Annotated in this window: 19 protein-coding genes; 5 read left to right on the forward strand and 14 right to left on the reverse strand. The window is 43.4% G+C overall.

Annotated features, from left to right (window positions below; all coding sequences use genetic code 11):
• Window positions 1–251 precede the first annotated feature (251 nt).
• The 6 genes from ctaG to cyoE form a co-directional block, all read right to left on the reverse strand.
• Entirely contained in the window at window positions 252–1163 is a 912-nt protein-coding gene (ctaG, locus tag EJA10_RS06740; RefSeq protein WP_125479237.1) for a cytochrome c oxidase assembly factor CtaG, read from the reverse strand.
• A gap of 158 nt (window positions 1164–1321) precedes the next feature.
• Window positions 1322–1657 (reverse strand): cytochrome c oxidase subunit IVB, encoded by a 336-nt coding sequence (gene ctaF / locus EJA10_RS06745; protein ID WP_125479238.1) that lies wholly within the window; start codon window positions 1655–1657, stop codon window positions 1322–1324.
• A 4-nt stretch (window positions 1658–1661) separates the two neighbouring features.
• Complete coding sequence (locus EJA10_RS06750) at window positions 1662–2291, reverse strand: cytochrome (ubi)quinol oxidase subunit III (protein ID WP_125479239.1); 630 nt, start codon at window positions 2289–2291, stop codon at window positions 1662–1664.
• Window positions 2291–4162, reverse strand: coding sequence for a cytochrome c oxidase subunit I (gene ctaD / locus EJA10_RS06755; protein ID WP_125479240.1), 1872 nt, complete (start codon window positions 4160–4162; stop codon window positions 2291–2293). Before ctaD ends, EJA10_RS06750 begins: the two co-directional genes overlap by 1 nt.
• 30 nt (window positions 4163–4192) lie before the next feature.
• A complete protein-coding gene (gene coxB, locus EJA10_RS06760) occupies window positions 4193–5266 on the reverse strand; it encodes a cytochrome c oxidase subunit II (protein ID WP_125479241.1) in 1074 nt (357 codons plus the stop codon).
• 102 nt (window positions 5267–5368) lie between these two features.
• A complete protein-coding gene (gene cyoE / locus EJA10_RS06765) occupies window positions 5369–6295 on the reverse strand; it encodes a heme o synthase (protein ID WP_125479242.1) in 927 nt (308 codons plus the stop codon).
• A 618-nt stretch (window positions 6296–6913) separates the two neighbouring features.
• On the opposite strand from cyoE, the gene EJA10_RS06770 reads away from it, so the two are divergent.
• A complete protein-coding gene (locus EJA10_RS06770) occupies window positions 6914–7864 on the forward strand; it encodes a COX15/CtaA family protein (RefSeq protein ID WP_125479243.1) in 951 nt (316 codons plus the stop codon).
• A gap of 29 nt (window positions 7865–7893) precedes the next feature.
• Here the strand turns inward: EJA10_RS06770 and EJA10_RS06775 are convergent, their stop codons facing one another.
• Both EJA10_RS06775 and EJA10_RS06780 read right to left on the reverse strand, forming a co-directional pair.
• A complete protein-coding gene (locus EJA10_RS06775) occupies window positions 7894–9093 on the reverse strand; it encodes an FtsW/RodA/SpoVE family cell cycle protein (protein WP_125479244.1) in 1200 nt (399 codons plus the stop codon).
• A 172-nt stretch (window positions 9094–9265) separates the two neighbouring features.
• Window positions 9266–9547: an Fpa/YlaN family protein gene (locus tag EJA10_RS06780; RefSeq protein ID WP_125479245.1), complete on the reverse strand. Its 282-nt coding sequence runs from the start codon at window positions 9545–9547 to the stop codon at window positions 9266–9268.
• 187 nt (window positions 9548–9734) lie between these two features.
• Between EJA10_RS06780 and EJA10_RS06785 the strand changes: the two genes are divergently transcribed.
• Window positions 9735–10235, forward strand: coding sequence for a peptidyl-prolyl cis-trans isomerase (locus EJA10_RS06785; RefSeq protein ID WP_125479246.1), 501 nt, complete (start codon window positions 9735–9737; stop codon window positions 10233–10235).
• A gap of 46 nt (window positions 10236–10281) precedes the next feature.
• Here EJA10_RS06785 and EJA10_RS06790 read toward each other — a convergent pair whose 3' ends face one another.
• On the reverse strand, window positions 10282–11622 hold the full coding sequence (locus EJA10_RS06790) for a PhoH family protein (protein WP_125479247.1): 1341 nt from the start codon (window positions 11620–11622) through the stop codon (window positions 10282–10284).
• A 227-nt stretch (window positions 11623–11849) separates the two neighbouring features.
• On the opposite strand from EJA10_RS06790, the gene EJA10_RS06795 reads away from it, so the two are divergent.
• Window positions 11850–12437, forward strand: a complete 588-nt coding sequence (locus EJA10_RS06795) for a YhcN/YlaJ family sporulation lipoprotein (RefSeq protein WP_425462080.1) — start codon at window positions 11850–11852, stop codon at window positions 12435–12437.
• Window positions 12438–12467: 30 nt separating this feature from the next.
• On the opposite strand, the gene EJA10_RS06800 is transcribed toward EJA10_RS06795, so the two are convergent.
• Window positions 12468–12923 (reverse strand): pyridoxamine 5'-phosphate oxidase family protein, encoded by a 456-nt coding sequence (locus tag EJA10_RS06800; protein ID WP_125479249.1) that lies wholly within the window; start codon window positions 12921–12923, stop codon window positions 12468–12470.
• A 143-nt stretch (window positions 12924–13066) separates the two neighbouring features.
• Here EJA10_RS06800 and EJA10_RS06805 point away from each other — a divergent pair, with 143 nt between their 5' ends.
• On the forward strand, window positions 13067–13267 hold the full coding sequence (locus EJA10_RS06805) for a YlaI family protein (protein WP_125479250.1): 201 nt from the start codon (window positions 13067–13069) through the stop codon (window positions 13265–13267).
• Between the two features lie 705 nt (window positions 13268–13972).
• Here EJA10_RS06805 and EJA10_RS06810 read toward each other — a convergent pair.
• From EJA10_RS06810 to typA, 3 genes are read right to left on the reverse strand one after another with little or no spacing between them, the layout of a single operon-like run.
• Window positions 13973–14266: a hypothetical protein gene (locus EJA10_RS06810; RefSeq protein WP_125479251.1), complete on the reverse strand. Its 294-nt coding sequence runs from the start codon at window positions 14264–14266 to the stop codon at window positions 13973–13975.
• 11 nt (window positions 14267–14277) lie between these two features.
• Complete coding sequence (locus EJA10_RS06815; RefSeq protein WP_125479252.1) at window positions 14278–14592, reverse strand: YlaH-like family protein; 315 nt, start codon at window positions 14590–14592, stop codon at window positions 14278–14280.
• 21 nt (window positions 14593–14613) lie between these two features.
• Window positions 14614–16449 carry a translational GTPase TypA gene (typA, locus tag EJA10_RS06820; protein ID WP_125479253.1) on the reverse strand — a complete coding sequence of 612 codons (1836 nt, stop codon included), beginning with the start codon at window positions 16447–16449 and terminating at the stop codon, window positions 14614–14616.
• Window positions 16450–16602: 153 nt separating this feature from the next.
• Between typA and EJA10_RS06825 the strand changes: the two genes are divergently transcribed.
• Entirely contained in the window at window positions 16603–16788 is a 186-nt protein-coding gene (locus EJA10_RS06825; RefSeq protein WP_125479254.1) for a YlaF family protein, read from the forward strand.
• A gap of 32 nt (window positions 16789–16820) precedes the next feature.
• On the opposite strand, the gene EJA10_RS06830 is transcribed toward EJA10_RS06825, so the two are convergent.
• Window positions 16821–17123, reverse strand: coding sequence for a hypothetical protein (locus EJA10_RS06830; protein ID WP_246017702.1), 303 nt, complete (start codon window positions 17121–17123; stop codon window positions 16821–16823).
• Between the last annotated feature and the right edge of the window lie 54 nt (window positions 17124–17177).

Below are 17177 nucleotides of genomic sequence, written 5' to 3' on the forward strand. Positions count from 1 at the left end.
ATGTAATAAAAATATCAGGCCGGATTTACTAGTAAAAAGGCTTTTTTCGTAAACGTTGTTGCTTTCAGGCCCAAGAGTAAAAATCGGCATCTGAATTTTAACGATTTTCCTGCCTTTTAGCAAGAAAATGCGCCCCTAAGCCCCGTTAAAAAGCGAGTGAAGGGTTAAGTACGAAAAAACAAAAAAACATGCGGAAACAACCATTAATAAAAAGGCTTCCCTCTAGTAATGGGAAGCCTGCCATATCAACTTTATTTAACAGTCTGCGGAGCGCTGGCAAGATTGATTGCATCTTGTTCAGACTGACGTTCTTCTTCATTGCGGAACCATTGGAAGAATGCATATCCAAGGAAGATGCCATAGACAATTTCCTGAATGACCTTCATGATGACCCCACCCAGCTGCTGGTCATGAAGGAGCGAAATTGAGCTGAACATTTCCGGACCGCTTAAATCCAGTGAAGACAGCATCGTCGGCGGAACACATAATTTAAGTGCCTCACCCCAGGCATTCGGATCCGAAAATGTCGCATACATTGGGGTATCAGCAAAAATGATCAATGCACACGCTGGAGTGATTAAAACACCATCAGCGAAGATATAGCCCATTTTCTTTACCCCTGACAATGTCTGGTATTCTTCAAGTTTATTGATGAGCGGCCACCACATGAACATCGCCAGTACAAAAAGAACGGAGGTATAACCTGCATGAACCCACATATTCGTTTTTACGTAATCAAAAACCAGCGGAATATGATAAATAGAAAATATTCCGTTGAACATGATCAAGGCGATAAGCGGCTTGGTGAAGAAGCGAAATAACGGGTCTACAGCCGGCAATGATAAAAACGCTCTCCACAGCCAATTAGGCAATCCGAAAATCAATAATGGAGGAACAACAAGATAAAGTACGGCCATTTGGATCATATGCATATAAAAAGTGATATGTGCCATCAAATCTACAGGTGATCCCTTTATGATATAAAGCACTAGCACAGCGGATGTAAAGTAAGCAGCCTGTTTCCTGGTTGCCGGTACACCATCCTTAAAACGATGATAATATTTGAATGCCACCAAATAATATGCAACCAGCAGAGCTGCCATGACAAGCATAAAAACCGGGCTCCAGAGGGCCCTGAACCCGAATATATCCAGAGTAAGCATTATTTTTCACCCCGTCCATTTTTAGAACTTTACTCTCATTATACTTCCAAAGGTATGGAACATCAACGGAATGGCCTTTCCATTAAATGCTAGTATGCTCCGACTCATAGAAAAAATCGGCTTTGTCGGCCGATTTTTTCATGAATGTAAACTTTAGATTACCACCAGATGATGGTTGTGAACGCCAGGATTGTTACAGCACCAACTACCACACCTGAATATAGGAACAATGCAGGTGCTTCATGGCCTTTGTGGCTCATGTGCATGAAATAGTATAGCTGGAAAATTACCTGGACAACAGCAAGCAAAAGGATGAACGGAACTGTGAACCAGCCTGAGAATCCTTCATAGCCCACTGCAACGAATGCAACGATTGTCAAGAAAATCATCAATGTGAAGGAAACGATTTGATATCTCATTTCTTCCGCACTTTTTTTGCGGCGGTATGCGACATCCACTCTTGGGTTCCCTGAACTTGGTTGTTGATTAGCCATCAGTTTATCCCACCATTCCCATTAGATATACTACTGTGAAGATGAATACCCAGACAACGTCGATAAAGTGCCAGTATAGGCTGGCTACATAAAACTTTGGAGCGTTGTACAGGTTCAATCCACGTTTAGAGTTACGGACCATCAATGTAATGATCCAAGCCAAACCAAATGCAACGTGACCTCCGTGGAAGCCTACCAGTGTATAGAAGGCTGACCCGAACGCACTGCTAGTGAAAGTGTGTCCAAACGCATGTACATAGTGATAGAACTCATAAATCTCAAGCACAAGGAACGCAGCACCAAGGGCAACTGTCAATCCAAGCCATAATTGCATTTTCTTGAAGTTGAAGTTTTTCATATGGTACATCGCGTACACACTTGTTAATGAGCTTGTCAAAAGCAGCATTGTAGCCGCGAATGCAAGCGGGATTTCAAAGATATCCTTTGCCAGAGCGTGGTCTGCGCTAGGTACCTTATCCTTTAGTGCAAGATATGTTGCGAACAAAGTCGCGAACAATACTGTTTCTCCACCAAGGAAGAACCAGAAGCCTAAAAACTTGTTTTTTGCTTCGAGGGTCGCTTTTTCAGGCTCGGCAGGCCATGTTTCATAAGTGAATTTTTCTTCAGCTTGCATTATGCCTTTACCCCCTTATCATTATCATCATCCATTAAATCTTCTTTATGAATATGGAATCCATGGTCATCCTTAATTGAACGGACGAACATTGCTCCCAATGTAACGGCCATACCAAGGATCAGGACTAGCAGTCCCCAGCTAGTTTCAGCGCGGTACATCGCACCGAATGCTGCAATGAACAGACCAAGTGAAATGACAAATGGAATGAAAGAGTTGTTTGGCATATGGATGTCGCCAAGCGGTTCTGCAGGCGTCATACCGTTTTTGCCTTCCATTTTTTCAAGCCAGTAAGCATCCAATCCACGAACAAGTGGAAGCTGCTTGAAGTTGTAGAATGGCGGCGGTGAAGCAATTGCCCATTCAAGTGTACGTCCGTCGCCCCAAGGGTCATTTCCAACTTTTTCGTTTTTAACTTGTGTCATGATCACGTTGATCAAAAGAACGATTGTTGCGATTGCCATGAAGATGGCACCGATTGAACTGATCAGGTTACCAGTTTCAAGTCCCTGTCCAGGAAGGAATGTGAAGATACGGCGAGGCATCCCCATCAAACCAAGGAAGTGCTGGATGAAAAACGTCAGGTGGAAACCAATCAGGAATAACCAGAAAGTAACCTTACCAAGAGTTTCATTCAGCATTGTGCCAAACATTTTTGGCCAGTACAGGTGAGCGCCTGCGAATAGAGCGAATACGACACCACCAACGATTACGTAGTGGAAGTGAGCAACAACGAAATAGCTGTCGTGATACTGATAGTCAGCAGCAGCAGATGCAAGCATGACACCAGTTACACCACCGGCTACGAAGGATGGGATGAAGGCTACTGCCCAAAGCATCGGAGTTGTGAACTTGATGCTTCCGCCCCACATCGTGAACATCCAGTTAAAGATTTTGATACCAGTAGGAACAGCAATGGCCATTGTCGCTACAGCGAAAATCGCGTTTGCGATTGGTCCAAGACCAGTTGTGAACATATGGTGAGCCCATACCATGAATCCAAGGAAACCGATCAATACGGTCGCGAATACCATGGATGAGTAACCGAAAAGTCTTTTTCTAGAGAAGATTGCAAAAATCTCAGAGAAAATACCGAAAGCCGGCAAGATCAGGATGTATACTTCAGGGTGACCAAAAATCCAGAAAAGGTGTTCCCAGATGATGGTATTACCACCGTTTGCTACATCAAAGAAATTAGAACCAAACATACGATCGAAGATCAATAAGAACAATCCAACTGTCAATGGAGGGAATGCGAAAAGAATCAGAGCTGATGTTACAAAAGTTGCCCAAGTGAACATCGGCATACGCATATAAGTCATACCTGGTGCTCGCATGTTAACGATCGTCACCAGGAAGTTGATCCCCCCGATTAGTGTACCCGCACCGGAAATCTGCAACCCAAGTGCGTAGAAGTCGATACCATGGGTTTCAGACGCCATTGCAAGAGAAGCGTAAGAAGTCCAACCAGCATCAGGTGCTCCCCCAAGGAACCATGAAAGGTTAAGGAATACTCCACCAAAGAAGAACAACCAGAACCCTAAAGAGTTCAGGAATGGAAATGCAACGTCACGCGCTCCAATTTGAAGAGGCATGACAGCATTCATAAAGGCAAACACCAGTGGCATCGCCGCAAGGAAAATCATCGTTGTTCCGTGCATCGTCAGGATTTCATTGTAAAAACCTGCGCTTACAAAATCATTGTTAGGTACAGCCAGCTGGATACGGATGAACAAAGCTTCAAGTCCGCCAAGGATGAAGAAGAATCCGCCAGCAATTAGATAAAGGATCGCGATTTTCTTATGGTCAACCGTTGTCAGGTAGTCCCATAAAACAGCGCCGAATCCCTTTTTCTGAGCATAGGTACTCACAGTTTTACCTCCCTTTCAAACAAATCCCCATTATTTCTGGACTTTCAAGCCCATCAGATATTCTGTTAATGCATCAAGTTCAGTATCAGAAAGCTCAGGATACTTGCCAGTCATTTTGTTTGCCGGCTTGTATGCTTCTGGGTCTTCCAGCCACTTCTTGATATTTTCTTCTGACATATCCAGGACGCCAGCTACACGTGAGCGTTCACCGAAGTTAGTCAAGTTAGGGCCTACACGAGCTGCTTCCGGAGCTGTGTTTGCCGGAGTGACGGCATGGCATCCGATACAGCTGTTGTTGAAGATTTCCTGTCCTTGTTGTGCAGTTTGAGTTTCTGCCTGAACAGGCTCTTCAACTGCTTTCATATCAGCAACCCATTGATCGAATTCAGCTCTGGATAGTGCCTTAACTTTGAAATCCATCAACGCGTGAGAAGGTCCGCAAAGCTCAGCACATTTTCCATAGAAAAGTCCGCCAGCCTCGTCAGCACCCTTGCTGTCGAATTCAAGCCAAAACTTATTGACGTTATCAGTGTTCGTATCCATCTTTCCGCCAGCAGAAGGAATCCAGAATGAGTGCTTAACATCCGAAGCCTTCAGGTTAAAGTAAACCTTTTCATCAGTTGGAACAACTAAATCCTGGCTTGTGATGATTTCTTCATTTGGATATTCAAATTCCCACCAGTAAAGATTTGCGCGTACGTTGACAACTAATGCATCTGTTTTCCCGTCAGCGTTCTTCTTTTCCATTGGAGAGACGTCCGCAAGCTTGAATGTTGCAGCAACTGTAGGAACAGCAAGAATCAGAAGCAATAAGATCGGGATAACAGTCCAAAGGATCTCCAGCTTGTGGCTTCCTTCAACCTGCTTAGGAATTTCATTGTCATTCTTCCTGCGGAATTTCATAATGACATAAATAAAAATGATTGTGACGACAGCAATTACTCCCACCATAATCGCTGTACTCAATAGCATGAGTTCATACTGGGATTGAGCAACTTCACCTGCCGGTCTTAATGTAGACAGGAATGGCTCACCACAGCCGGACAAGACTAATGCCATCATTGCGAACAAAGACAGCAGACGCCATTTAGCAAGCATCTTCATAGCTTAATTAAACCCCTCTTTCGTAGAAAATCTAATAAATTTGTTTTGAAAAAAATATATGGAAAAATCCGCTCTAGCAAAGAGTGAATCTCCTAACAAAGATTAAATAAGTGTGACAATTACCATAGCGACAAACATGACCGTTAAGTATTGTAAAGAATATACAAACATCAGTTTTGCCCATTTCATATCATCTTTAAGCTTTAGCAGATAGAATCCCAATGCAAGCCAGCCGATATTCAAGGCGGTCGCAAGAACCATGAACGGAATTCCAAGTTCAGGAAGGAAGAATGGCAATGGAAGCAATGCTGCTACCCAGAGGAAAATCGATCTTTTCGTAGCCTTGAATCCTTTGACTACTGGAAGCATCGGAATTCCTGCTGCCCTGTACTCCTCTACTCTCCTCATTGCCAGTGCATAAAAGTGAGGCGGCTGCCAGATGAATACGATGGCGAAAAGCATCCATGCCATGATATCAAGGTTGGCATCAACTGCAGCCCAGCCGATTAGCGGAGGCACTGCCCCTGAGATACTCCCGACAATTGTGTTTGATACATATAGCCTTTTTGACCACATTGTATATAGAACTACATAACTAAAAACTCCAAACAGGCCGATCACGGCTGCAGTTATGGTAGTGGTAAACAAGAACGCAGTTCCTGCACCAATCAGCAGGAAACTCATCAAGGCAACTTTCCCAGGCTGGACCCGTCCAGTAACAGTCGGTCTTCCCTTGGTCCGTTCCATCAGATGATCGATATCCCTGTCAATATAGTTGTTAAGGCTGCAGGATCCAGCAACGATCAGCGAAGAACCTATCAATGTTGCCAGTATTAAATCGATATTATCCAGGAAACGCGCACCGCTGAAGTGAAGTGCCAGCCAAAGACCTGTAAAAGTCGTCATCGCATTGGAGTTAACAATCCCTACTTTAATTAGTGCAAGAAAGTCTTTCATCATTGTTTTTTCCCCGACCACAGGCTGCCCGTTTTCCAATACAGCTTCAGACAAAGCTTTTGAATTAGACATCCTTATCCTCCTTCATCCTCTTTCTTGTATCATCCCATATGCGAATTTTTACAAAAAAAAGAAGAGTATTTTCGTGCTTTATATGCCTGATAGTTTTCACTATTATCATTGTGTTAAGGCTGTTAAATGTTTGTGTAGAAAAATAACACCCACGTTGTATATTAAATCACACTTCACAACTTTTTTGTGAATTTTTTTTGAACAAAATTTGACTAATTTGTGTCTTACCGCCATTATCCATAAACTTCATTTTTATTGCAAGGAATTATCACTCAAATCCCAGGAGATTATTTTTGATCTCCAATCATCTCGGATTACATATTTTTGGATAATATTTTCTTGATTGCCAAATGGCTGGTATGTATACCTCGAAATGTCCATAGTCCCCTGTTTACTTAAGCAATTTGCCAGTAAAAGAACATAATGTCCATATGAGAGATGCAGTATTGATTAAAAGGATTTTATTGTGTAGTATCTTAAGTATTGTTTTCTATCCTTTTTCGTCAAAATTCGTTATTATAGGAGTAGAATTTCTTCTATTCTGCACGATTCTTTTATTATACATGTCAAGTTTATTATTTGACAACTTATCGAACTATGAATAAGCAGGTGATGTTAATGAAACGTTCCCTTAAGTGGCTCGCTGTATTGACCACAATCGGAATGCTTTTTGTTTTGCTCGGGGGAGCACTGGTAACAAAAACTGATTCAGGTATGGGCTGTGGAAAATCCTGGCCGCTCTGCAATGGAGAATTCGTTCCTACTAATATTACGCCCGAATTAGTCATTGAGCTAGCACATAGACTGGTATCCGGCAGTGTCGGAATCATGGTGCTCATCTTGTCGATCTGGACGTGGAAAGCGATCGGCCACATCCGTGAGACAAAGTTTTTAGCAGTTTTGTCCTTCTTCTTCCTGTTGCTTCAAGCTTTGATTGGAGCTGCAGCGGTGGTATGGGGACAATCGGATTTTGTACTCGCCCTTCACTTTGGTATTTCTCTTATTTCTTTTGCTGCCGTACTATTATTGACCATGCTTATTTTTGAAGTCGATAAAAAATTCCAGGCAGAAAAGCTTGTCATTGACAATAGGATGAGGTTCCATATCATCGGACTGTCCATCTATAGCTATCTTGTCGTTTACACAGGGGCTTTGGTGAGACATATGAACGCAAGCCTGGTTTGTAAGGATTGGCCATTATGTACAAATGGCGGTTCTTTCCTCCCTACCAATATTTATGAGTGGGTTCAAATGGGACACAGGGCAGCAGCAGGTTTCATATTTATCTGGATCGCTTATGTCACTTACATTGCGATCAAACATTACAGACATGAAAGAGTCCTTTACTGGGGCTGGATCATTTCCTTTATCCTGGTTTCACTGCAAGTTGCTGCAGGCGCCATGGTTATCTTCACAAGACTGAACCTGTATGTCGCTTTATCACACGCATTCTTTATTTCCGTTTTATTCGGGGTCTTCAGCTACTTCATCCTGCTGGTCAGCAGAAGCAAGAAAAATGCTGCAAGAGCCGAAAAGCCAGTCGAACTTTCACCGGTGACGGCAAAATAAGAAAGCTGCAGCATTAGCTGCAGCTTTTTTTATGACCTGAATTTATAACTGTTTTGATTGACCATTGCCGGCTTCGGCTTTGGCTGAGGTGCTTTGTCCTTCTTATATTTTTCTTCAAAATTGACAAACATGGATACATTAACTAGAATCCCCATGGCCACTGCCAGCTGAAGCAGGGATGACCCGCCATAGCTTACAAACGGCAACGGTACACCGGTCAACGGAATGACTCCTGTCGCCCCGCCCAGGTTGACGAAGGACTGGATTCCTATCATGCTGGAGATCCCTATCGCCAGCAGGCTCCCAAATGGATCTTTGCATTTTAGGGCGATGTGGATTCCTTTTAAAACAATGAAAGCCAGGCTAAGTATCACAAAACCAACACCGAAAATACCAAGCTCCTCAGAGATCACTGCAATGATGAAGTCTGTGTGTGCTTCCGGCAGGTAGCCCAACTTCTGGTTGCTTTGTCCCAAACCGAGACCTGTCAAACCTCCTGAGCCAATGGCATAATAGGCATTGGCAAGCTGGTACCCTGATTTCTGCTCGTCATTAAAGGGGTTGCTATAAGAGGTAAGGCGCGCCATTCGTTTTTCAGAAAAGACCTCATCTTTTAATATTAATGAAACGGGTACTAGCAGGATTACTACGATCATTACCAGCTTCATGATATTTTTAAAATTCATCCCTGAAGACAATATAATCGAACCGGCAATCAGCATAATAATGCCGCCTGTTCCGTAGTCGGGCTGTAGAGCGATCAGGAAGAAAACCATAACAAGGAATAATAATGGAGGCAATACACCTCTATTAAATTCATTTATGTAGGATTGTTTTTTTGCGTAGACTGCTGAAAGGTAAATGATGACACTTAGCTTCGCAAGCTCAGAAGGCTGGATGCTCCTTGTCCCCATTTCAATCCAGCTTAGGGCATTCCCCGCTACCTTTCCAACTACAAACAGTATGGTCAAGCCCGCCAGCGTAAATAAAACCATAGGAAGAAGGATCTTCGTACTCTTCATCGCCTTGTAGGGAAACAGGGCAGCTATAACAAACATAGCAGCGGCCGCCAGTAAATTGATCTTCTGTTTCTGATAGAAAAAATCACTGTCTGTTCCATGCCATGTCACCATACTCGCACTGTAAACCATGACCAGGCCAAATAAACACAAGAGAGCAACAACAATGATTAATGAATAGTCATAGGATTTCAGTATTTTTTTAAACATCGTCTCTTCCCCATCTTCTAAGTTGTTTTATCTATTCTACTATAAGTTCAAATATCCTGCCTTTATTTAAGGAAAAGTTATCGAATTCTTAATAAATTGTCATGTAAGCGTAATGACAATTTTTCACAAAAAAACTCAAACAATCGGAAAGGACTGTTTGAGTTTTTATGATTTATTTTTTTAACGAAGCCTCATGCAAAATGGAAAGCTCTCTTTCCAATTGGCCGAGAATGACTTTTCCCTCTGATTCTTCGATTAAGCCGAGTCTTACTGCAAAATCTATTTCTCTGGACAAGCCAAACATTTGCGTGTCCAACACCTCTTCGTAAAGAGGGCATTGAGGCATTGTCAGGTTATCCATTTGCACTTTGATCAGCTTTAATATTTTATCAGCGTCAGCCTTTAGCAAGGCATGGGCTTTTTCCTGATGGTTAATAATCATATCAGACGCCAACTTGATCCCCCCGTTTCCGAGCGATTACCCAATCCTTCTATAAATTTTACCCTTAAGCGGACAAAAATGCAAGAATATTAAGGATTCAGAAATTTATGGTATCATGCCTGCAACCCGCCAGAATGACATTTCCGGGATTTATCAGTATACTTAAGTCAAACACTTCTCATCCAGGCAGGAGGATATTATGGAAACAATCATCCCTATCAAAGGCAAAGTTAAATACAAGATCACTTTAGATCCGGGTGTTTGGATTTTCGATGATCGAAAAGTGGATTTGAATACATATTTCAAACAAGAACAAATGCAGGAAGATTCGTTGGAGGAATATACTAAGTCAGTATCCAAACATTGGGATCGTGAAATCATGGAGGGAGCCGTTTATCCTCCCACTTTGAAAACAGAAGTTAAGTTTCAGAAGGAAAAAGTTCTGAACGGCACTTTCGGTATCCCCTTTAAGCCTTTTCTGAAGAACGCTGAGCCAGAGCAGAACGCTGTGAATGTTATCGTTGAATACGGAGATCAGGAACAACTGACTCTTTCTCTTGAAGAAGCATCAACGATTATCCTTGGCTTTTCGAAGGATGGCAAGCCTTTAAGGGAAGATGGCCCCTTGCATGTGTACTACCAGGATGGGTCAAATAAAGAAAACCCGATTAGGAATGTAACCGGATTTACAGTGGAATGATATGTAGGTTCAGCCAACGGGCATCCAGACTGGGATGCCCGTTTTTTTATTTGAGCAGATCGGCTGCAAGCTGCGCAAGCGGAGATCTTTCGCCTTTCACCAGCTGAACGTGGCCGGCAATCTGCTGATGCTTGAATTTCTCTACAACATATGTCAGGCCATTGTTATATGCATCCAGGTAAGGATGGTCAATTTGATCCGGGTCCCCCATCAGGACAATCTTGCTTCTCTCCCCTACCCTTGTCAGGATCGTTTTTACTTCATGTTTAGTGAGGTTCTGGGCTTCATCAATGATGATAAATTGATCCGGTATGCTTCTGCCCCTGATGTAAGTCAGTGCCTCCACCTCAATAGAACCCATTCCTGCCAGTATGGCATCAAGTTCTCCTGGCTTCTTGGTGTTAAACAGGAACTCCAGATTATCATATATAGGCTGCATCCATGGTCGCAGCTTTTCTTCCTTTTCACCTGGCAGGAATCCCAAGTCCTTGCCGACAGGTACAATTGGCCGTGCAACGAGGAGCTTTTTAAAAATCCCCAAATCCTCTGTTTGCAGGAGCCCAGCTGCAAGAGCCAGCAAGGTTTTTCCCGTACCTGCCCGCCCAATCAGGGTGATGAGGGGCATGTCTTGGCGCAAAAGCAATTCCATCGCCATGATTTGCTGCACATTTCTTGGACGAATTCCCCACGTCTGCTTCCCCTCGTGCTCAAACACAAGCTTCTTCACTTTCTTGTTTTTCGTATCGACCATTCCTATGGCAGAGGCCGAGCTTCCTAGAATGTCTTTCATGATGACAAATTGGTTAGGATAAAAAAAATTCTGTCCATTCAACTCGGAGATGTTGACCTCACCCTTTTCATAAAAGCGGTTTAAGACCTCAATCTCCATATAAATTTCGGCATATCCTGAGTAAAGATGATTCAGTTCCACTACCCTGTCACTAAGAAAATCCTCGGCTAAAAGCCCAATTGCATCTGCCTTCACTCGAACGAGGGCATCCTTACTGACAAGGATCACCGGGCGCCCATCTTCTTTCGTTTCCTCCTCCAGGCTCAAGTTCTTGGCAACCGCGAGTATACGGTTGTCATTTGTCTTTTCAACAAAGATTTCCTGAAGCTGGTGGAAAGAGCGATGGTTCAGTTCAATCCGTAGAGTTCCTCCTCCCTCCAAATTGATTTTTTCGTGAAGTTTACCTGTTTCACGCATTCCATCTATAAGCCTTGATACCTGGCGTGCATTTCTCCCAATCTCATCCATATATCTTTTCTTGGAATCCACTTCTTCCAGTACTACAGCAGGTATGACAACTTCATTGTCCTGAAAAGAAAAAATCGCGTGCGGATCCTGTAATAAGACGTTTGTATCCAGTACGTATATTTTACTCAAATTGATGCCTCCCGCCTTCTTGATCTCGACTCTGGCCAACTTGGCAGCCTTGGCCGGGACTTTGGTAAAATATATGACTTCCTGAATAAAGATAGAAGATATTTTGCACAATAACCTTTGAGCATTTCTATTTGAAGGGCTCGGTATGGAGAAAAAGCACCCATGACATGATTGAATGTTTTTGCATTCCTAATTGTTTTCCAATAAATATCCGGAGGGGATTTATGATGATTAGATTGATTGCCGTACTTTCTTTATTAACGTTGATCACCGCTTGCAACCTGCAAAATAATGCCAGCCAAAACGACCGCGATCAAAACAAGGTCCGGGTCCAGAACAGTACGATACAGGAGGTAGACCGTGAATCCGGCCAAAGGATTTCTCGGCACCTGGTCAACCTTACAACCCATATCCCCAATGTAGATGATGCAGCGGCAGTTGTGCTGGGCCGATACGCGATTGTAGGCATCGATGTCGATGACAATATGGAGCGCTCCGAGGTAGATACAGTGAAATATACAGTTGCAGAGGCATTAAAGAAAGACCCTCATGGAGCAAGAGCTGTAGTTGTAGCCGACCCTGATATTACAGCAAGACTGCGGGAGATTTCAGCTGATATCCGCAATGGACAGCCTTTGATGGGCATTATGAATGAACTCTCAGATATCACCGGCCGCATCATGCCAGAGGTTCCTGCGGATATGATTGAGCCGCAAAACAACAAACCAACCGAAGATCCCAAGAAAAAGCTTGATCAGTCAGAAAAGCAGCAGCTTGAGAAAAAACAGCAGGAAGAATCAAAATACCACAAATAAAAACGGTACAAAAAAAGCTTAGTCTTTTGACTAAGCTTTTCTCATTGCATCCATTACTTGTTTATCAAGACGAGCAGCGGCATCTTTATCATATGTCTTGTCGTATTGAGGTTCCGCAACAATTTTAGAACCATAGAACATTACATCTCTTACTTCGGTGATCCGAATTTCAACGAGCGCAAGCTTCAAAGGAACGTCTTCAAGCTTTTCCTGCTTGACACTTGCAGTCCCGCTGATGGAATATGTAGATTCGTTTGCAATTAAATTGATGACCGCTTTGTCATTGCTTTTTATGTTCTGGATGATTCGGGAACGGTTATCCACTGCAAAATAAATCGTTTCCTCATCCTTCGCAAGCACCCAAGAAATAGCGCTCACATTCGGGCCGCCGGATTCGTGATCCACTGTCGCCAATGTGACGAAACGCTCTTTTTGCAATTCATCAAACAATGGTTGGATTAGTTTAGGTTCTACTTGATTTGCCATATTCACCCTCCTTAAATTATCATAATAGTACTACGAACCCTTTAAAGAGGGCAAATCAAATGATTTTCCCTCTACAGGCTGTAAACAATGATATACTATGTGTAATCCAAACTCAAATCAGGAATTTAATAAGAGGTGTAAGAATGAGAGTCAAATGCGTGCTATGCGACAAAATCGAAAACATCAACAGTGATACCCTCCAGGCAAAGCGGCTGCGCAACAGGCCGATCCATACATATATGTGCGACCCATGTAACGAAAGAATCACAGAGAAAACAAAGGACCGGATTGCCACTGGCAACTTCAAACTTTACCGCAGCCGTGTGAAGAAAGAAGATTGGTGATTAGTGAGTGCTTACAGGCTTGAGAGCGGTACTTAAGGGTTAGCCTTGACCAAGCTTTTGGTTTATACACTCTGCGTTCTAATCTAGGACGGCCGGGTTCGGACCTTTCAGGTACAGTTCTATGGGATTTTGGCCGAAGATGACCCAACTTCGGACATTTTCAGCTTCACTTACACAAATTTTGTCCGAAGATGAACCTACTTCGGACATTTCCAGCTCCACTTATACCAATTTTGTCCGAAGATGACCCTACTTCGGACATTTTCAGCTCCACTTACATCTATTTTGTTCGAAGGTGAACCTACTTCGGACATTTTCAGCTTCTCTTACATCAATTTTGTCCAAAGGTGAACCTACTTCGGACATTTCCAGCTTCTCTCTTACTTCAATTTTGTCCGAAGATGAACCTACTTCGGACATTTTCAGCCCCACTTACTTCAATTTTGTCCGAAGACGACCCTGCTTCGGACATTTTCAGCTTCTCTTACATCAATTTTGTCCGAAGATGACCCTACTTCGGACATTTTCAGCTTCACTTACATCAATTTTGTCCGAAGACGACCCTGCTTCGGACATTTCCAGCTCCCCCTACACCTTTTTGTCCAAAGGTGAACCTCTATCGGGGACGTTCCACCATCTATCAAACAAAATGTCCTTCGAAGCGAATACATACGAAAAAAATCCGCCTCATTGGGCGGATTTTTCTTATTCTTCTTCAGGGTAGTTGACGTACTTGTCTGGTTCTTGCCTGATCTGGTCCAGCATGACTTCGATCAGGTCCCGGGGGAAGCGGTATTCTTTCGTCTCCCCTTCCTTCACGATGGTCACATAGTACATCAGTGCATCACGTTTTAGTTCTTTCGATTCCACTTGATGTTCTTCAGCAAGAATTTGTTCAAACAACTGCGTCGTATCATTAGCTGCTGTGTCCTCTGGACGGGCGTCACTGACAATCTTGATTGTCAGCCAGTTATAGATAGCGTCCTGGAGTGATTTCATTTCGCCACCCCCTATTTCACATTCGCTTCTTCTTTTTTGTGCTGGCGCAGCCTGAGTTTGTAAATGATCAGGATCAGCGCAGCGACGACAAGCCCTTCCGTAATTGGAAGGAAAATAGCAAGGAAGGTCAGGACAGTAGAGCCAAGCAATAAGAATGCGTAGATAATGATGTTTTTCAGCAATGGCAGCTTTTGTGCAAATCCCAGTTTGTAAACGAGGATGCTTAACCCGGCAATGGTCAGATAAAGCAGCCACATCCCAACTGTCGGGTTTTCATCAACACGGAAAAGTGCTGCAAAAAAAGATAATCTTTGGCTTACGTCCATACTTCTTCCCCCTACTTAAAATTAAGCTTCAGCGAATTTTTTCTTTTTCGCGATTCTTTCGCGCTCGTTCTTATCAAGAATCTTTTTACGGAGTCTGATTGACTCTGGTGTTACTTCGCAATACTCGTCATCGTTCAAGTATTCCAAAGATTCCTCAAGAGTCATGATTCTCGGCTTCTTGATGACCGATGTCTGGTCCTTATTTGCAGAACGGATATTAGTTGCTGCCTTTACCTTCGTGATATTTACAGTGATGTCGTTCTCACGAGTGTGTTCGCCGACAATCATGCCTTCATAGATTTCAGTTCCTGGCTCAACAAAAATCGTTCCACGGTCCTCTACCTGCATGATTCCATAAGTAGATGCCTTTCCGGATTCCATCGATACCAGAACACCCTGGCGGCGTCCGCCTACCTGGCCCTGAAGCATTGGCTGGTAGCTGTCGAATGTATGGTTAATGATACCATATCCGCGAGTCAATGTTAAAAACTCTGTTGTGTATCCGATCAGTCCGCGTGCAGGTACGTTGAAGATCAATCGTACTTGGCCGCTTCCGTTGTTGATCATATCGAGCATTTCACCTTTACGGGCACCGATTGATTCCATGATGGAACCTGTGTGCTCTTCAGGAACATCGATTTGAACGCGTTCAACTGGTTCACAACGCACTCCGTCGATTTCCCTTACGATTACTTCAGGCTTTGACACTTGAAGCTCATAACCTTCACGGCGCATGTTTTCAATCAAGATAGACAAGTGAAGTTCTCCACGTCCTGAAACGATCCAGGCATCCGGTGAATCAGTGTTGTCTACCCTAAGACTAACGTCAGTTTGCAGCTGTGCGCGAAGTCTCTCTTCAATTTTCCTTGAAGTCAGGTATTTACCCTCACGACCTGCGAATGGGCTGTTGTTGACCAGGAATGTCATTTGAAGTGTCGGCTCATCAATGCGCAGAACTGGAAGTGGATCCTGGTTGTCGAATGGACATACTGTTTCACCGACATTGATATCTTCCATTCCGGATACGGCAATCAGGTCACCAGCATATGCTTCCTGGATTTCCTGGCGCTTTAGCCCGAAGAAACCAAAGATTTTTGTTACACGGAATTGTTTGACAGAACCATCAAGTTTCATCAATGCTACCTGCTGGCCTACCTTCATCGTACCGCGGAATACACGGCCAATACCGATTCTTCCCACATAGTCATTGTAGTCAAGAAGGGCAACCTGGAATTGCAGCGGCTCTTCACGGTTATCTACAGGAGCCGGGATATGGTCGATAATCGACTCGTACAATGCCTGCATGTTTTCATCTTGTTTTTCAGGATCCAAGCTTGCTGTTCCGTTGATTCCAGATGCATAAACAACCGGGAACTCGAGCTGGTCCTCATCTGCACCAAGTTCGATGAACAAGTCTAACACTTCATCTACAACCTCTGAAGGACGGGCAAAATCACGGTCAATTTTATTCACGACCACGATTGGTGTAAGGTGCTGTTCAAGCGCCTTCTTTAAAACAAAGCGTGTTTGTGGCATGCAGCCTTCGTATGCATCGACTACAAGCAAAACGCCGTCAACCATTTTCATGATCCGCTCCACTTCGCCGCCAAAGTCAGCGTGTCCAGGAGTATCAAGAATGTTAATGCGTGTATCTTTATATGAAATAGCTGTATTTTTCGCGAGGATGGTAATTCCTCGTTCTCTTTCCAAATCATTTGAATCCATTGCGCGCTCTTCCACATGCTCATTGGTGCGGAAAGTTCCTGATTGCTTCAGGAGCTGGTCGACCAATGTCGTTTTACCGTGGTCAACGTGAGCGATGATCGCTATATTACGAATATCTTCTCTTAATTTCAAAAAAGTCACCCTGCCTTTAATATTCAAATTTATCTAATGGCTTTTTTCACAACTCACATATTATAACACAATAAGAGTAGAAACCTAAAAGCATTTTAATGTACAATTAAAATAATATTATTTTGCAGCTTACTGTCGAATGGAGGAATTACCTTGAAGCAAATAAAATGGCCATTATTATTTTTCGCTTTCGCTGCCGCTTCATGCATGATTGGGATCGGAATTGCCATTGGAGAACGCAGTGTAATCGGAACGCTTGCCTGTATTGTCGCACTTGTGCTTGTTATGGGCTTCGGCTTTAAGAAGAAAAAGAAGATGCGGGAAGCAGGAGAACTATAGACAAACACAAAACCGGCTGGAAATACAGCCGGTCATTCAAAGGGGCGAACCATAATCATAAAGGTTTCGCCTTTATTTTCTTCTGTTTTAAATTGTTCAAAACCGCAGTCCGTCAAAAAATTTGCCCATTCATATTCATCAATGGGCACACCGGCAAAAAGGGCCTTATGTCCAGCTGCCTTCAATTCTTCGGAAGATGATTGATGATCGTGGCAGAAACTCCTCTGCGCCTTTCCGATGCTTTCACCAAAATGGTCCCCAGCCAGGGCTTTTGATTGGATGGTGCGACAGGAACATGGTAGGAAATAGACACCGGAAGGTCCTTCTCCATCCATACCCTCCACTCCCCCGAAAGTTCTTCGTATACTCTCATATACTCTTCAAGTGCA

The sequence above is a fragment of the Mesobacillus subterraneus genome (assembly GCF_003937825.1).
GTDB classification, from domain to species: domain Bacteria; phylum Bacillota; class Bacilli; order Bacillales; family Cytobacillaceae; genus Mesobacillus; species Mesobacillus subterraneus.

Excerpts from the sequence above, each read along its gene's own strand:
- ctaG (WP_125479237.1), bottom strand. The coding sequence starts at position 1,163 with ATGCTTACTCTGGATATATTCGGGTTCAGGGCCCTCTGGAGCCCGGTT.
- ctaF (WP_125479238.1), bottom strand. The coding sequence starts at position 1,657 with ATGGCTAATCAACAACCAAGTTCAGGGAACCCAAGAGTGGATGTCGCA.
- EJA10_RS06750 (WP_125479239.1), bottom strand. The coding sequence starts at position 2,291 with ATGCAAGCTGAAGAAAAATTCACTTATGAAACATGGCCTGCCGAGCCT.
- coxB (WP_125479241.1), bottom strand. The coding sequence starts at position 5,266 with ATGAAGATGCTTGCTAAATGGCGTCTGCTGTCTTTGTTCGCAATGATG.
- cyoE (WP_125479242.1), bottom strand. The coding sequence starts at position 6,295 with ATGTCTAATTCAAAAGCTTTGTCTGAAGCTGTATTGGAAAACGGGCAG.
- EJA10_RS06770 (WP_125479243.1), top strand. The coding sequence starts at position 6,914 with ATGAAACGTTCCCTTAAGTGGCTCGCTGTATTGACCACAATCGGAATG.
- EJA10_RS06775 (WP_125479244.1), bottom strand. The coding sequence starts at position 9,093 with ATGTTTAAAAAAATACTGAAATCCTATGACTATTCATTAATCATTGTT.
- EJA10_RS06785 (WP_125479246.1), top strand. The coding sequence starts at position 9,735 with ATGGAAACAATCATCCCTATCAAAGGCAAAGTTAAATACAAGATCACT.
- EJA10_RS06795 (WP_425462080.1), top strand. The coding sequence starts at position 11,850 with ATGATTAGATTGATTGCCGTACTTTCTTTATTAACGTTGATCACCGCT.
- EJA10_RS06800 (WP_125479249.1), bottom strand. The coding sequence starts at position 12,923 with ATGGCAAATCAAGTAGAACCTAAACTAATCCAACCATTGTTTGATGAA.
- EJA10_RS06805 (WP_125479250.1), top strand. The coding sequence starts at position 13,067 with ATGAGAGTCAAATGCGTGCTATGCGACAAAATCGAAAACATCAACAGT.
- EJA10_RS06810 (WP_125479251.1), bottom strand. The coding sequence starts at position 14,266 with ATGAAATCACTCCAGGACGCTATCTATAACTGGCTGACAATCAAGATT.
- EJA10_RS06815 (WP_125479252.1), bottom strand. The coding sequence starts at position 14,592 with ATGGACGTAAGCCAAAGATTATCTTTTTTTGCAGCACTTTTCCGTGTT.
- EJA10_RS06830 (WP_246017702.1), bottom strand. The coding sequence starts at position 17,123 with ATGGATGGAGAAGGACCTTCCGGTGTCTATTTCCTACCATGTTCCTGT.